General features: G+C 36.0%; 15 protein-coding genes, 1 tRNA gene and 1 pseudogene. 11 read left to right on the top strand and 6 right to left on the bottom strand.

Features of this window, described 5'->3' with window-relative positions; all coding sequences use genetic code 11:
- Positions 1 to 66 precede the first annotated feature (66 nt).
- From ACVWNY_RS13595 to ACVWNY_RS13545, 11 genes and pseudogenes are all read left to right on the top strand, one after another.
- On the top strand, positions 67 to 384 hold the full coding sequence (locus ACVWNY_RS13595; RefSeq protein ID WP_454072140.1) for a hypothetical protein: 318 nt from the start codon (positions 67 to 69) through the stop codon (positions 382 to 384).
- A gap of 47 nt (positions 385 to 431) precedes the next feature.
- Positions 432 to 743: a phage tail assembly chaperone G gene (gpG, locus tag ACVWNY_RS13590; RefSeq protein ID WP_454072139.1), complete on the top strand. Its 312-nt coding sequence runs from the start codon at positions 432 to 434 to the stop codon at positions 741 to 743.
- Positions 744 to 775: 32 nt separating this feature from the next.
- Positions 776 to 922, top strand: coding sequence for a hypothetical protein (locus ACVWNY_RS13585; RefSeq protein ID WP_454072138.1), 147 nt, complete (start codon positions 776 to 778; stop codon positions 920 to 922).
- 15 nt (positions 923 to 937) lie between these two features.
- Positions 938 to 2,545, top strand: a pseudogene (locus ACVWNY_RS13580) (phage tail tape measure protein); the annotation flags it as partial.
- A gap of 990 nt (positions 2,546 to 3,535) precedes the next feature.
- On the top strand, positions 3,536 to 7,018 hold the full coding sequence (locus ACVWNY_RS13575) for an NlpC/P60 family protein (protein WP_454072345.1): 3,483 nt from the start codon (positions 3,536 to 3,538) through the stop codon (positions 7,016 to 7,018).
- Between the two features lies 1 nt (position 7,019).
- Positions 7,020 to 8,420 (top strand): hypothetical protein, encoded by a 1,401-nt coding sequence (locus ACVWNY_RS13570; protein WP_454072137.1) that lies wholly within the window; start codon positions 7,020 to 7,022, stop codon positions 8,418 to 8,420.
- The gene (locus tag ACVWNY_RS13565) at positions 8,420 to 11,587 is read left to right on the top strand and encodes a phage tail spike protein (RefSeq protein ID WP_454072344.1); all 3,168 of its coding nucleotides are present in this window, start codon (positions 8,420 to 8,422) and stop codon (positions 11,585 to 11,587) included. Before ACVWNY_RS13570 ends, ACVWNY_RS13565 begins: the two co-directional genes overlap by 1 nt.
- A 40-nt stretch (positions 11,588 to 11,627) precedes the next feature.
- Positions 11,628 to 11,981 carry a hypothetical protein gene (locus tag ACVWNY_RS13560; protein ID WP_454072136.1) on the top strand — a complete coding sequence of 118 codons (354 nt, stop codon included), beginning with the start codon at positions 11,628 to 11,630 and terminating at the stop codon, positions 11,979 to 11,981.
- Positions 11,982 to 12,188 (top strand): phage holin, encoded by a 207-nt coding sequence (locus ACVWNY_RS13555; protein ID WP_454072135.1) that lies wholly within the window; start codon positions 11,982 to 11,984, stop codon positions 12,186 to 12,188.
- On the top strand, positions 12,188 to 13,027 hold the full coding sequence (locus ACVWNY_RS13550) for a peptidoglycan recognition protein family protein (protein WP_454072134.1): 840 nt from the start codon (positions 12,188 to 12,190) through the stop codon (positions 13,025 to 13,027). The genes ACVWNY_RS13555 and ACVWNY_RS13550 overlap by 1 nt, the downstream gene beginning before the upstream one ends.
- A 284-nt stretch (positions 13,028 to 13,311) precedes the next feature.
- Positions 13,312 to 13,385, top strand: a tRNA-Ile gene (locus ACVWNY_RS13545).
- A 19-nt stretch (positions 13,386 to 13,404) separates the two neighbouring features.
- Here the strand turns inward: ACVWNY_RS13545 and ACVWNY_RS13540 are convergent.
- From ACVWNY_RS13540 to ACVWNY_RS13515, 6 genes are all read right to left on the bottom strand, one after another.
- Positions 13,405 to 13,599: a hypothetical protein gene (locus tag ACVWNY_RS13540; protein ID WP_454072133.1), complete on the bottom strand. Its 195-nt coding sequence runs from the start codon at positions 13,597 to 13,599 to the stop codon at positions 13,405 to 13,407.
- 334 nt (positions 13,600 to 13,933) lie between these two features.
- Positions 13,934 to 14,149 (bottom strand): hypothetical protein, encoded by a 216-nt coding sequence (locus ACVWNY_RS13535; RefSeq protein ID WP_454072132.1) that lies wholly within the window; start codon positions 14,147 to 14,149, stop codon positions 13,934 to 13,936.
- 159 nt (positions 14,150 to 14,308) lie between these two features.
- Positions 14,309 to 14,440: a hypothetical protein gene (locus ACVWNY_RS13530; protein WP_454072131.1), complete on the bottom strand. Its 132-nt coding sequence runs from the start codon at positions 14,438 to 14,440 to the stop codon at positions 14,309 to 14,311.
- Between the two features lie 94 nt (positions 14,441 to 14,534).
- Positions 14,535 to 14,732, bottom strand: coding sequence for a hypothetical protein (locus ACVWNY_RS13525; protein ID WP_218326065.1), 198 nt, complete (start codon positions 14,730 to 14,732; stop codon positions 14,535 to 14,537).
- A gap of 125 nt (positions 14,733 to 14,857) precedes the next feature.
- Positions 14,858 to 15,049 (bottom strand): hypothetical protein, encoded by a 192-nt coding sequence (locus tag ACVWNY_RS13520; RefSeq protein ID WP_246601463.1) that lies wholly within the window; start codon positions 15,047 to 15,049, stop codon positions 14,858 to 14,860.
- Between the two features lie 131 nt (positions 15,050 to 15,180).
- Entirely contained in the window at positions 15,181 to 15,510 is a 330-nt protein-coding gene (locus tag ACVWNY_RS13515) for a DUF5960 family protein (protein WP_218326063.1), read from the bottom strand.

Here is a 15,510-nt window from a genome sequence, read left to right as displayed (position 1 = left end):
CTGAAATCGGTGAAGTTTCACCGACTGCTGACGGGGCAGTGGTTCAATTAAACTAGGAGGGCTTTCATGTTTAAAATTTATAAAGGTACAAGTGTAGTAGCGGAAGGAGAAAGTCCTCTCGCTATTACTGGATTAGCAGCAGATACAGTTGTCAATTCAGGAGATTATAAAGCAGTTCGGGTACTAAATGGCAAAGAATCTGAAAAAGTTGATATACCAGGATTCACAGTCTTAGCTGCTCAGTCGCCGGCTTCGTTATCTATTGATGAAAAACCAACAATGGATAATACAATAGCTGAAATTAAACAGTATTTAACAGCACAGGGAATAGATTTTTCTGGTGTGACTAAAAAAGAAGACTTATTAAAACTGATTGAAGGCTAGTCGTTATGACTAGTCTTTATTTTTTTATTATTTAGGAGGAAAGATAGATGGCAAAAGTTCAATTAATTTTAGAAAACGAAAAAGAAGAGAAAGTTGTTTTTGAAAAAACGAAAATCAAAGCTCGTGCTATTAGAAAAGCTATTGAAGCAAATCGGAAAATGCAAGACAAAGATTCTGATATGGGTGATCAACTCGACGCGTTAATTGAATTTACAGTTGATTTGTTTGATGACAAAAAAGTAACTGAAGATTCTCTTCTTGACGGATTAGAGAGCGATCAAATTTTTCCAACTCTAAATGGCATCTGGATGAAAGTAATGGGCATCGAAGAAATTCCAGATCCAGAGGCAAAAAAGTAACCGCTGAAGAAGCGCAAAAAGAGTATTACGAAATGTATCGAAAATTGATCGAAGCTGGTTGGACTCTTGAATCAATTGAAGAGGCAGACTATGAAGCTTTGGTAAATATTGTATTTTCACAAAAAGAACCAGAGAAATCAAAAGAAGTATCTCTTAAAGACTTCATTAAATCTATTTAGGAAAGGAGGAAAACTATGGCAACAGGAAAACCGCTTGGCAATATGATTGTCAAATTGGATTTAGATAGTTCCGCTTTTTCTAAGGGTTTGGCAGGCGCAAAGAATGCAGTAAATCATCAAACTAAAGCAATGAAAGCTCAGATGCAAATTATGAATTCTTCTGGAAATTCATTAGGTGCTCTTCAGTCTAAATATTCTGGTCTTTCAGGAATAATTGAGGCTAATGAGAAGCAAGTCGAACTATTAAATCAAGCATACAAAGATAGTTTTGATGCGAGTGGGAATGCGACTGCTTCAACCACAAAATATGCTAATCAATTAAACCAAGCGCAGGCTAGGTCAGCAAGTTATGAAGCTCAGATGAAAGAGACTGTAGGACAAATGGCAAGGTTGAAAGTCGAAACTGAAGGTGCCACAGGATGGCTGAAACAACACGGTGATGCATATATTGAATCTGGGAAAAAGATTCAAAGCTATGGTGATAAAGTTTCTAGCGCGGGTACAGCTCTCACTTTAGGCGTTACAGCTCCGATATTAGCTGGAGCTGCTGCAGTTACTAAAGCTGCAATGACTTGGGAAAGTGATTTTGCAGGGGTTAAAAAGACCAATGATGAGGTAGTTAATTCTAACGGACAAGTTGTCTATTCTTATTCAGATTTAGAAAATGGACTAAGAAAACTTACAACACAATTACCTTCAACTCATACTGAAATTGCCTCTGTTGCTGAGGCAGCAGGTCAATTAGGAATTAAAACAGAGGATGTAGTAGGATTCACTAAAACTATGATTGATATGGGTGAATCAACTAACTTGTCTGCTGAAGACGCAGCAACAGCAATAGCTAAAATTGCAAATATTACCGGATTAACGGCTGATGAATATCAACGATTTGGTTCATCTGTTGTAGCTTTGGGGAATAACTTTGCGACAACTGAAAATGATATCGTCATGATGGCCAATCGATTAGCTTCTGCAGGAACACTAGCAGGACTGACTAACCAGGAGATTTTAGGATTGGCAACTTCAATGAGTTCAGTTGGTATTGAAGCAGAAGCTGGCGGCACGGCGATGACTCAGACACTCTCTGCAATGGAAAAAGCAGCTCTACAGGGAGGAGAAAGTCTTCAACAATTTGCCAAGTTAGCGGGAGTATCTTCAGAAGAATTTGCATCAATGTGGAAAGATAAACCTATTAAAGCCGTTCAAGCATTTATTCAAGGACTAGGAAAATTAGATGAACAGGGCGAGAGTGCAACAATAGTCTTGGATGAAATGGGATTGTCTGGAATACGCCAATCAAATATGTTGAAGTCATTAGCATTGGCGTCAGATACAATGACGAGTGCTGTTAAAATGTCTAACACTGCCTGGAAAGAAAATACGGCATTGACTGACGAAGCTTCGACACGGTATGAAACAACCGAATCAAAATTAGCAATGTTAAAAAATGAAATATACAACACTGCAATTGATTTAGGTGGTCCATTAGTCGATGCTTTGAGAGATGGTTTGAAAGCTTCGAAACCTCTATTGAAAAACTTAGGAGATTTAGCAAAAGCTTTTTCTAATCTTGACCAAGAACAACAACAAAATATTATGAAGTGGATAGCTATTGCTGCAGGAATTGGTCCTGTAACTAAAGGTCTTGGCACAGTTATCAAAGTAACTGGTAAGACAAGAAGTGCTATCGGTGTATTAAATAATAGTGTAGTAGATTTGATGGCCAAAGCCGCTGAAAAAAGAGCTATGGCGTCTTTTACTTCCTCATTAACAGTTGCCGGGACTGCTGCTTCAACTACAGCAGGAGCTGGTGGGATTGCCGGATTAGGCGCATCTATTGCCGCCCTTGCTGGACCGATTGGAATTGGTGTAGTTGCTCTAGGGGCATTAGCCGGTGCTGCGTATCTTTCCAAAAAAGCTTATGATGAATCACAATTAGCTGGCGGAAAATGGGGTACGGAAGTAACTGAAGCACAAGACAAAGTAATCACTAAGTCGCAAGAGTTACGCGAAAAAGGCATTCAGGCAATGAATGAATACCAAGATAGTGTGATAACGAGTGCCGAGGATGTTAAGAAGGCAAATCAAGAAATTGCCGATTCGATTGATACTTCTATCAAGAAAGAACAAGAACGAAGAGAAAAAATCGCTAAATCAAGTTATTTAGATGAAAACACTAAAGATTGGTATAACGGTATTTTAGCAGCTCAAAAAAGAGTGGATGAGCAAACTTCTAAAGATGTTCAAGATCAATTAAACAGGATCAATTCTATTTACGAAAATGCATCTCAAAATAATCGGAAACTGTCAGATCAAGAATCAGAGTTCATCCGTAATACCTATGCGAATTTAACAAACGATCAACTAAAAGCAGCTGGCTTTTCTAAAAAAGAACGATTAGCTATTGAGGCAACATATCAATCGGATTTGAAAGATTTAACTACTAAACAATTAGAAGAAAGAATATCTTCAGTTGAAAAATCTCTAGACAAAGAGAAGAAAGCATACGACAGCCAACGTAAAGCCATTGAAGATGATGATTCGTTAAGTAATATTGTAAAAAATCGCTTATTAGATAATTTGGAAAAAAATTATAAAGATAAAACAGGCGATATGATTACTTCATTAGCAAAATTGACCAAACAAACAGGAAGTAGTTTGAAAGAAACCTGGTACACATGGGAGAAATATGGGTACAAAGTAGACGAAGTATCTAAACTAGTCCGAAAAAGTATGGATAAAAGTAGGAAAAATCTTGATAACTTTGCTAAAGGGACTTCAGAGGCTGATATGGCATGGAATGCGATGGCTTTAGACCCTAAGACTGGTGAAGTAAAAACAAACATGTCTGACATGTTGCTAGAGATCGCCAATGCAGAAGACGGCTGGGACCAGCTAGAATTTCTTGTTAAGAACGCTGACTTAACTTCTAACGCCAAAGAAGAAGTTGCAGTTGCAATGGGTGAAGCTGGGAAATGGGATAATCTATATTTTACTGAAAAGCTTTTACTTGTTAACGGTGATGAAGCGAAAATTGAGCTTTACGATACTATTAATGAATTAGGCCAGTGGAATAACTACAAACTTGATAGAAAAGAACTTGGTGTAGATAACGCTGATGCTGTATGGAAGCTACTAGATACAGAAACCAAGGTGGATAGATGGAATAATCTACCTGTCGATCAGAAGGAAGTCATGGCTGATAATACTGATTTGGTGAACAAAATTATTGGCTCCGAACAAATGTATAACAAATGGGTGACTATTCCTGATGATCAGAAAAAGATATTTCTAGATAACAGCGATTTGATGAATAAGGTTTTTGCTTCCGAAGAAAGCTACAATCGCTGGATTACTTTACCTGATACTCAAAAGAATATGTTGGCTAATAATACAGACTTGGCAAGCAAGGTGTTTGCATCGGAAGAACAATATAATGCATGGATGCAACTTCCAGATAGTGTTAAAGCGATGTTAGCCAACAATGAAGACCTCAAACAAAAAATGATTGAAGGTAAAATTTCGACTGATGAGTACAATAAAGTTGATGCATTATTAAAAACTCTTAACGGAGATGCTACTAATGTAGGGGAGGCTAGTCTACAAGGTAAAAAGGCTGTGAAAGACTGGAACGAGGAGAAGCCAGAACCCAAAACGTTCACAGCTAAATTTTCTGCTTTCATTGATGACACTTGGGACAGTATAAAAAAATCTCTAAACAAAAAAGGTAATTTAATAACTGGGAATTACGCACGAGGTACAAATTTCCATCCAGGTGGATTAGCACTCGTCAATGATCAGCAAGGAATGCGATTTAAAGAGTTAGTCAAACTACCAGATGGACGTGCCTTCTTACCGCAGGAGCGAAATACTCTTCTTGATTTACCACGAGGTTCACAAGTAGTAAAAGCTTCCCTAACTAAAAAAATGATTCCACGCTATGAGGATGGAATAGGCGGTACAGTTGAATCAGTTTCTACAGATGAACCTATTAAAAAACTAATCGAAGCAATCGATCGGTTAACAAATACTCTTAATGGAGGCAAGAAGCAAACAATTGGCGGAGAAACTTCTTCAGTAGACTCAGTACAGTTGGGAGCCACAAACCAACAGAATTTAGAAGCCGGCTCCCAGTGGATGGGTAATTTGATAGATGGATGGAATGCAGTAGCACCAACTATGTATTCTACCGAAGCGACCTTTATTCAAACATATAAGAACCAGTTATTAGCTGAAAATCTTCCCAACTATACTCAAGGGGTTGCTTGGACCACTAACTTGATGAATGGGTGGAAATATTTGGTTCCTACATTTTTGAGTGGTGTTGATAAATTAGGAAATGATTCGATTCTAAATTTACAATCAAAAAGTCCGACTTTTTATAGTGCAGGACAATTCTTAATCCAGTCACTTATTAACGGTATAGGCTCCATGGGAACCTCATTGAACACCACAATGAACGGCGTAGCCAATAAAATGGTTAGTGGTATCGGAAAAGGTGTTAACGGCGTGGTTGCTGGTGTTAACCATGTACTAACACAAGTTGAGTCCGAAAAGAAATTATCTAATTGGACAGTCCCTACTTATGCAAAAGGAACTAAAGCACATCCTGGTGGGCTTGCATTAGTGAATGATCAAAAAGGAAACAATTACGAAGAATATATCCAGACCCCTGACGGACAAGGGTTTATTCCTGAAGGGAGAAATGTTCTTGCAGATTTACCTAAAGGTTCAAAAGTAATGCCTGCTACCAAAACAAAACGGTTCAAGAAACTGTATGATATCCCACGGTATGAAGAGGGAATAGGAGACTTTGATGAAATATTTGATTTGATTGATGATAAATCTGTTTTTGAAAGAATCGTTAATGAAAAAATCAAATATGATGGAATGAATGGCATGTACTTAAATATGACTAAATCTGCTGTTAAATTAATGACAGACAAGGCTTATACATTTGTTAAAAAGATTGCTGAAGAAATGATGGTTGGTACAGGAGATCGTGCTGAGTTCATGAAATTGGTACTCGCACAACAAGGAAAACAATATGTATGGGGTGCAGAAGGACCAGACACATTTGACTGTTCAGGGTTAATTATGTGGGCGTTAAAACAGATTGGTATTAACTTTCCTCATTACACAGGAGCGCAATGGAATGCTACTGAGCACATTAGCGAGAAAGAAGCTGTGCCAGGTGATTTAATTTACTTTGGACCAAATGCACATAGGCACGTGGGCATGTATACCAAACCAGGAGAAATGTTTAATGCTTCCGCACCAAATGCATATGGCCCAGGAAATGGGATTGGTTATAGCGGGTATGCTGCACCCGACCTTTGGGGATTTGCACGAATCAAAGAACTTACTGGACGTGGAGGAATGGGCAGTAGTCGCGGAAGAAACTTCAATGGTAATTGGAACAATGCTATTCGTGCAGCCGCAAAACAAATGCGAGTACAAGTTACTGAATCGGACATTGCAAATATTTTAAGTTTAATTCAACATGAATCAGGGGGAAACGAAAAAGTTATCCAAAGCGCTGGCGTATGGGATATTAACATGGCAAATGGAAATCCAGCGAGAGGATTGTTGCAATATATCCCAAGCACATTCGCAAACTATGCGGTAAAAGGACATAATAATATCATGAGTGGATACGATCAACTCCTTGCATTCTTTAACAATAAGTATTGGCGAACTCAATTTAATCCTAGAGGAGGATGGAGCCCTTCTGGTCCAAGAAGATATGAGAATGGTGGATTAATCACTAAACATGGTTTATTCGAAGGGGCAGAAGGTAATAAACCTGAAATGGTGATTCCTTTGACCCGAAAGACTAGAGCTATTGAATTGATGGGGCAGGTTTTAGCTTACTTATCAGGAAATAGTTCGAATAATTCAGGTACAACCCAAAAATCAAACGATAGTACCAAATTAGAAGACAAGTTAGATCAATTAATTGGAATAATGAGTCAATTTGGCTCAGATTTGAAGAACCTTAAACTTGAAGCAAATGAAAGAGAGTTGGCTACAGTGGTTGATCATGCACAAACAAAAACGGCTTTAATTCAATCTAAGATAAGAGGTGATGGATAAATTGAAATCAGATGTAACAATTAAATTTGGTGACTTTATTTTAACTGATTATATGGATTTGATAGATTCACCAGACTTTTCTTTGATGCCTTTACCTAAACCTGGTGAATCCAAGGAAAAGAGTTTCAACTTCAAATTTTTAATAGAAACAAAAGACCAAGTGACTGTCAGAGACAAGATTGCACTTGGTCTTTTTCAGGGGAAGGAAGATAAATTGAAAATCTCTTTCTTTCCAAACCGTTATTGGTTAGCAGAAGTTGATGAGGAATCATCGTATATTCGAAGTATGGAACACCGTTTAGATATAGAATTTAATCTTATTTTTAATTTGAAAAATATATATGCTGAAACAGATTATATCAAAATATTTCCAGCAGTTTTAGATAGTAATAAAATTTTACAATCAACTATTGTAAATGAAGGAACTGTAAGTGTACCTATTACTTATAGAATAAAACACACGTCAAAAAATGGTTACTTAGGAGTAGTCAGCCGTCATGGTACTGGACAAATCGGCTCAGTAAGTGAAGCAAAAGAATCTGAAATGGTTATAGGAGATACAGCCAGTGATGGAACTCTTCTAATGCGATGGACTGAAGGTGGGGGAAGATTAACAGAGAACTTCCCCACGACTGGTACTTGGACAACTAAGTATTTCAGCAACAGAGCATTTATGGCAGTCAATGCTTATGGATTAGGCAATGGCTGGCATGGAGCTTCTAAAACTAGAAAATTAAGTGCAGATAGTTCTGGAGAAGTGGGAGCTAAAAATTTTACTTTGGATTTACGATTATGGTTTTTAAACTATGCGGGGAATCAACAAGGCTTAATGGAATGTATTATATCTACTGCAGATGGAAAGAGATTCTTAGGAATTGCAGTAGATAAAGGGACAGACGGTAATCAAGCTAAAATTCGCTTATACAACGGAGAAACTAACGCACATATTGATATCGACACTGGTGCTAACGATTTTGTATCTGAAAATACTGGCAGAATCATTATAGAAAAGTTTGGTAATAAAGTTACTTTTCGATTTAACAATCGTACAGTAAGTTATGTGGTGACAACATTAAAAGATACTGTTTTTACAGACGTTACCCTGTTTGCTGGACAAATGAGCGCTAGACCCGTTCTAAATATTATGGGATTTCAACATGTGTTTTTTCATAAACATTATACGGATAATCCCACTCAGGTTCCTAATAAGTTTCAAAAAAATGATGAAGTAATTGTCGAAGGAGATTCTGCTAAGATATATCATAACTCAGTTGCTATTGCTGATGTTGTGGGGTCAGATTGGTTTTTAGCACCACCTGGAGAGACTAAAGTACAATTTTATTATTCATCTTTTGCGACTGCTCCTGAAATAAAAGCAGAGATTAAGGAGGCTTGGCTGTGATGGAAATGCCAGTTATTGCAATCCTTGACCAAAATGAAAATTATGTAACAGTAATGGATAACTCTAAACCAAGAGCTATCCATTTTTTTAATGAGGTCTTGCATACTTACTTAACAGGAACGGCTTGTACTTTTGATTGCCAGATTACTAAAAACGTTGAAGATGTCATTAAAATAAAAGAAGGCTATAAACTTGCGTTTAGGTATAAACAAAAAGATTATATGCTAACTATTATGCAAACAAACGAAGATGAACAATCCACTACAATTATGGCTATGGGCGTTTCCTTAGAGGCGAATAATACTGAAGTAGATGCTTTTGCTTCACCAAATGAGAAGCCCTTCACTGAGTATTTATTAGAATTTGATCCTGAAAAAACTCTAACAGTAGGAATCAATGAAGTTAGTGATAAAAAATTAAAGCTTGATTGGGATGGTAATTCTACATTGTTAGCTAGATTACTATCACTCGCAACAAAATTTGGTGCTGAAATAGAATTTGTTCCTAAGCTACTGGATAATTATATGACTGAAAAGCTAATTATTAATATCTATAAGAAGGTTAATGATGAGGATCAAGGTATTGGTCAATACAGACCTGAAATAAAACTTGAGTATGGAAAAAATATAAAGACGATTCGTAAATCAGTAGATATCAGTAATCTTAAGACAGCCATACGCCCTATTGGTAAAGATAATATGACTCTAATAGGAGAGGTATTAGAAGAAAAAGATGCTAGTGGAAATCTAATATACTTTAGTTTCAAAGAGACTGGATGGATATATTCACCTCAATCAAGAGATCGTTTTCCTTCAAACCGAATTAGTCCTAACGTAGAGGATAGGTATATTGGTTTTACTTGGGACTATGATACAGACAACAAGAAAACGTTAATGTCTCAAGCCTTAGCTCGTCTAAAAGAATTAGATAAACCTACAGTAACTTATGAGGTAGAAGGGTTCACGGAAGAAGTAAGTTTAGGAGATACCGTCAGATTAATCGATGCCGGTTATAATCCTACTTTGTTATTAGAAGCTCGTGTATCAGAACAAGAAATTTGTTGGACGGATACCGATAAATGTAAAACTACTTTTAGTAATTATAAAGAGTTGACTTCACAAGTTGATACAGGATTATTGGCTAAAATGCAGGCATTGATTGATGCAAATAAAAAATATGACTGTCAGATAATCAGTAGTAATGGATTGATATTTAAAAACAACGATGGAACAACTATTTTGACTGCAAGAGTAATAGACGGATTGAAAGATGTAACAGCAGATTTTACAATTAATTGGTTCAAAGATGATGGTCCGTTCGCCGGTGGAAAATCTATCACTGTAAAGGCAACTGATTTTAATGAACGTGCTGTTTATCGGTATGAAATCATTGATAAAAACGAAAATATGCGAGGTGGTACAGAAGTTACCATTGCTAATGTAAATGATGGTCGTGGAGTCAAGAGTATTAAAGATTACTATGCTACATCAAAATCAGGTACAACGATACCCACAACTTGGCAGGAAACTTTACCAGAAGTCCCGCAAGGATATTATCTTTGGAAAAAGACAATCACAACGTACACAGATGGCACTACCTCAGAAAGTTTTGATGCAACTTACAACGGTAATGATGGTAAAGGCATTAGAAAAACAGAAATAACTTATCAAGCAGCACAAAATGGAACGGATATTCCACAAGGTGATTGGGATTTAGAGATTCCTAAAGTTAATGATAACGAATTTTTATGGACTAAAACTGTAATTACCTACACAGATAACACAACATCAACTTCTTATTCTGTCAGCAAACAAGGTGGACCTGGAGAACCAGCTAAGTCATTAATCTTATCAGCAAGTTCACAAATTATGAGTTTTACATCTAGCAATACCCCAACCTCAACACAAAAGATTACTTTTGAGGTTAAACTACAAAATATTTCTGGTATTGCGGCATTTTTGGCCGTTCCTTATATAGGAACCACGGCGCAACCAGCTATTACTTTGGGTGGTTCAGGGAATTCTCGAACTCTTTCTAGTACGCAATGGGAAAAGACAGCGTGGACCACTATAAGTGTCACTGCAACATTAGATGGTTTATCAGATACTATTGCAGTATTAAAAGTTCGGGACGGAGAACAAGGTGAACCAACAGGAGTAACTGAATCATCAACTGTACCCAATAATCCATACCAGAACATGCTTTGGAAATGCATGGGTAATATTGCCGGATACAATAAAGGTGTGATTTATCGATGGACAGGTTTGAAATGGGAGACATTCTACTTCTCTGCCGAGAATATAAAAACTGATAGTCTTTCGGCAATTGTGGCTAATTTAGGAGACGTCACTTCAGGGACGTTACGTTTATTACGTTATAATGGTTTCATTAATGAAACAACGACTCCTAATAATAGTATGAATTTGGATGGCGAAAAAATATTTTTTAAGCGAAATAATAATGAATCTGTAAAATTAGATTATGATGGCATAACAACTAAAAAGAATGATTCTAAATTTTATTTAGGATTTCACAATCAAGGATTAAGTCTTTCGGCAGACGTAAGTAATATATTGACTGATAGAAATGCAGGATTAGACTTGTATGGTTATAACACTTATGTTGATTTTCATAGATCAATTACTGGTAATGAAGATTATACTTCAAGACTTTGGTTAAAGTCGAATGGTGTAACTGAGCTATTAAGCTTAGATAGTGATATTATATTACAGGCAAATAAAGGAAACGTATATTCCATAGCAATGAATGGTAGTGTTAATTTACAAGGTCAGTCTGTCAATGTGCGAAATAAGAACAATACGGCTTTTGTGGAAATATGGGCATCTGCCTTTAGACAATCTTCAAGTCAAGAGATGAAATATAGCATTCGTGATTTAGAAGAAGGTTATTTAGATAAATTAAAAGATACGAATTTTAAAAAATATCGTAGAATTAGTCCTCAAGGTTCTTTTCAAATGGGTGTTATTTTAGAAGACAATTTGTCCGCAGAATATAAAAGTGGTGAAGCTGTTGATATTTACAGTTATGCGACATTTATAGGAAAAGCCTTACAGGAAGAAATAGCCAAAAGAGAATCATTAGAGAAGCGGATAGAAGAACTAGAAAAAATATTGAAAAATCAGGTGTCAGAGGGAACAACCAATTAATTTTGGTTGTTCTTTTTATTTTGAAAGAAGGTGGGAATTTTTGGAGTTAGAGACACAGGTTAAACAACATGAAGAAAAACTACGTCAACACGATAAAGAGCTAAATCGATTGAACGACGTTACGTTAGAAATGCAACGATCTATGAATGAGGGTCTTGCAAGAGTAGATGAATCAAATAAATTTTTGCGTCAACAAAATATAAGGCAATCTGAACAGAACCAAGAAATACTAAGTGCTGTTCTAGAGAGAAATAAACGAAGTGAAGAATTAGCTCACGAAACTGAAATGCTAGATAAAACTAATTTGTGGAAAATGATTTTTGGTATAGGTGGATCGGCTGGAGTAGTTTTTGCTTTTATTATGGAGATTCTAAAATTTTTAGGAGGAAGATAAATGAAGATGAAAAACGAAACGTATGACAAAGTGAAATGGCTTGTCATGATTTTCATGCCAGCCTTAACAGCATTAGTTGGCGGTTTAGGTAAAGCTTATGGTTGGGAAACATCTGAATTAGCAGTAACCACGTTAAACTTGTTTACTGCTTTTTTAGGTGCAATCACAATTAAGAGTTCTTTGAATTTTGAAAAGGAGGATAAATAATGGCCGGAGAAATATTTAGCTCTTTAACTACTAGTGTGAATCCTAATGCAATGAATGCCGGTAGTAGAAATGGGGTTGCGATTGATCGAATAATTCTACATCATAATGCAACAACTAATAAAGATGTAGCAATGAATACGTGGCTAGCTAGTGGTAGCGCTGGAACATCCGCTCACTATGAAATTACAGATACTGAAATTATCGGCTGTGTTGGAGAACAATATGCAGCGTGGCATGCAGGGGGAACAGGTCCCAATGATCCGCCTAAAATAGCTAATCCAAATTACCGTTCAATCGGATTAGAAAATGTTAACTCTAGCGGTGCGCCTTCATGGGCTGTTTCAGAAGCCACACATATAAATTGCGCTAAACTAGTCGCAGATATTTGTACTCGCTATGGGATGCCTTGTGATCGACAACATGTATTAAAACATAGCGAAGTTACTTCCACGGCATGTCCAGGAGGACTTAACGTAGACAAAGTTGTTCAATTAGCTCAAGAGTTTCAAAAAGGTGATCTATTTACACCAATTCAACCAGAAAAAGAAGAACCTAAAAAACAGGAGGATGAAGATATGATTTACGCATTTGCAAATAGAAACGCAATTTTTTATGTACAAGGACCAAAAGTGAGCGTGTTACACAGCGAGGCTGATTGGAATGCCATGCAAGCAATATACTCTCAAACACACGATGGAAAACAGATTAAAGTATTTGACTGGATGGACAATAATTCCACAGCTGATGCAGTTTTTCGGACTTTAGGATATTACGAAGACGAAGCATTCAGAAATTCAGTTACTGAAGGTATTGACAATATCAAAAAGAATTTAAAGTAACTCTCTAATTCAGCATTTTACTAGTAAAATATTTTGAATATTGATATAATTGTTGTGTCATATAAAAAAGTAACACTCTTAAAAAGAGAGCAACAGAATCAGATAACTTGGGGAAGTAGATCTGGGGGAATTCTGTTGCTCTCTATTTTTATTGTAACATATGTTCGCCATCTGAAAATAAAAAATACCGCCACCTCAAACGAGACGACGGATTAGCAAGAATATCAAGGAGAGGCCCGAACCTCTAACAAAACTTTACCAAATAATGTATACTAATACAAGCCGTACCCTTAGCTCAGTTGGTTAGAGCAGACGGCTCATAACCGTCCGGTCGTAGGTTCGAGTCCTACAGGGTACATAGACAGACCTAGCGAAAGCTAAGGTCTTTTTTCATCCATCAAAACACGCTCACGTTCGACTATTAAGGATTTGAGTTCTTCAAGGTCTTCGGTAGTAGCTTGTTTCTTGATGAATGAACGAGAAGTACTTCGATTTCTTAAATATCTAGTATGTTCACGATTCTTTTCCTGCCATTTCTTGTTTGCTTCTGTCTGTTGATTAACATCTTTCATATTTAACGACTCCTTATCTGAACCAAATCATCCATATTATCAACGATAAGACGACTATCCAAGCGACAGCGACTTTTAGTTCCGGTTTAGTTTTTTCTAAAGTTACAATGATGTTTTTCCATTTCCATTCCTTTTTCATGGTATAATGAACATAGAAGCTAGGGGAGTTTAACTCCCCCAACTAATTTTGATTGAGAACTTGAATATTAGAAGATTGATTTCGAAGCCAACTTCTAATTTTCTTGTTCTCTTTTTTCTATATTTATAGTATACTATCGATAGTATATAATGTCAAGTGTTTTCAACAAAAAAAGCCCATAAAATCAGGCTTTTTCTAATCTTTTTTGTCCTTTAAATTTGATTCACAATCTTTGATTAAGTTTTTTAATTCTTCTAATTCTTCCAGCGTAGCATGGTTTCTTATGTAACTTTTGGCAGTCCTAAAGGCACTCATTTTACTTCTTCTTTTTCTCAAATCTTCATCAGCGCTGACTTTTTCTCTATATTTCTTGTCAGCTTTTTCCTGACTGGAACCTTTATAATTTGTCATATAAAACACCTCAGATAAATAAATTGATTAAACTTAATAGAATAGAGACAATCATTAGAACAATAGTAATCTTTAATAACCGGTTAGTTTTATTATCCATTTTAAATTCCTCCTATTTTTGATATAATAAAAGGGAAGGGAGGGCTTGCGCCCTTTTCCCTATTTGCTTAGTAGCTTGATAACTAGGTCAATCAGCTTTTCTACTACTTGTAGTACCGCAATTACTAAAAGTAGTTTAGCCGTTTGATACTCTAGTTTATCAGGCTTCTTTTTTTGCTTTTTCTTCTTCACATTTTATCACCTCCTCCTTAACTATCTTTATTATAGCGCATTGCGCTATAAATGTCAATAGATTATGCACAAAAAAAGCCCGAAAAATCGGACTTTACAAACCTAAATCATCGGTTAATCTGTCTTTATTCAATATTTTAAACTGCTTAACTATTATCTCATCATAGCTATCGTAAATATCCTTAACCCCACCAATTGAAATGATATACTGATTATCATGTAAACCTAGAAGCTTTACGCCTAAAAATAAATCTCCAATAACACAATTAACGATAGAGCTTTCAGTAATCAATGTGAATCTCGTAAGACTCGTACTAAACCTTATGTTTGTCATAATACCAACGTGTTTTATTATAAAAAACACCCCATATAGTATTATAAAGTCGGAAGTGATTTAATTCCAATAAATTCATTTTATTACCATAAATCAATCATTTTAATCAAATTATCTGGATTTAATACAATTAATTGTCTAATTACTAATTGTTCCTTCACATTAAATAATCCTACAACTTCTGCTGTGTATTTATCATCTGGTAGCATCAGGATACGTTGACCTAATATTTCTTTAGCTGTAATACAGTTGATACTCTTATCATCTGACTTCAAGGTAAACCTCACCAACAGCGGTTTATCTTTCAGCAGTCTAATCTTCGTCAACAATCCTGTAAACTTATCCATGCCATCACCTCGGAATTAGTATAACATAGTACCATATGTCTTTAAAAAATCAATATAAACTAGCTAAGTTCCTTACCAAAATCATATCCTTTATAGTTGTATCGGAAGATTGTGGAACCAGAAGGAGAGTTGTAGTCTTTTGGTTTCAATATTTGGACATCGAAACGGAAATATAAGTTTCTTCTCTTTTTATTTTTCTTAGCAGGAATCAAAAAATAATCTTTCTTACTATGGAATAAAGTCAATAGTAAGCTGTCGTGAAAAGCAAAGAAGGGGATGGGTTCCATTATCACTGACATTAAGTCTATTTCTAATTGATCAGTTGATTTAAAATGATATGGGAATTCCGCTCTGACATGAATATTTTCGTTTTCAAATGGATATACCAT

It is taken from the genome of Enterococcus sp. JNUCC 77 (assembly GCF_054819945.1).
The sequence above is the reverse complement of the archived record's forward strand: the minus strand, read 5'-3'. Positions and strand labels throughout refer to the sequence as shown.

What these genes read in the sequence shown, in the direction of transcription:
- ACVWNY_RS13595 (WP_454072140.1), top strand. Translation starts at nt 67, where the DNA reads ATGTTTAAAATTTATAAAGGTACAAGTGTAGTAGCGGAAGGAGAAAGT.
- gpG (WP_454072139.1), top strand. Translation starts at nt 432, where the DNA reads ATGGCAAAAGTTCAATTAATTTTAGAAAACGAAAAAGAAGAGAAAGTT.
- ACVWNY_RS13585 (WP_454072138.1), top strand. Translation starts at nt 776, where the DNA reads ATGTATCGAAAATTGATCGAAGCTGGTTGGACTCTTGAATCAATTGAA.
- ACVWNY_RS13575 (WP_454072345.1), top strand. Translation starts at nt 3,536, where the DNA reads ATGATTACTTCATTAGCAAAATTGACCAAACAAACAGGAAGTAGTTTG.
- ACVWNY_RS13565 (WP_454072344.1), top strand. Translation starts at nt 8,420, where the DNA reads ATGGAAATGCCAGTTATTGCAATCCTTGACCAAAATGAAAATTATGTA.
- ACVWNY_RS13555 (WP_454072135.1), top strand. Translation starts at nt 11,982, where the DNA reads ATGAAGATGAAAAACGAAACGTATGACAAAGTGAAATGGCTTGTCATG.
- ACVWNY_RS13550 (WP_454072134.1), top strand. Translation starts at nt 12,188, where the DNA reads ATGGCCGGAGAAATATTTAGCTCTTTAACTACTAGTGTGAATCCTAAT.
- ACVWNY_RS13540 (WP_454072133.1), bottom strand. Translation starts at nt 13,599, where the DNA reads ATGAAAGATGTTAATCAACAGACAGAAGCAAACAAGAAATGGCAGGAA.
- ACVWNY_RS13535 (WP_454072132.1), bottom strand. Translation starts at nt 14,149, where the DNA reads ATGACAAATTATAAAGGTTCCAGTCAGGAAAAAGCTGACAAGAAATAT.
- ACVWNY_RS13515 (WP_218326063.1), bottom strand. Translation starts at nt 15,510, where the DNA reads ATGGTATATCCATTTGAAAACGAAAATATTCATGTCAGAGCGGAATTC.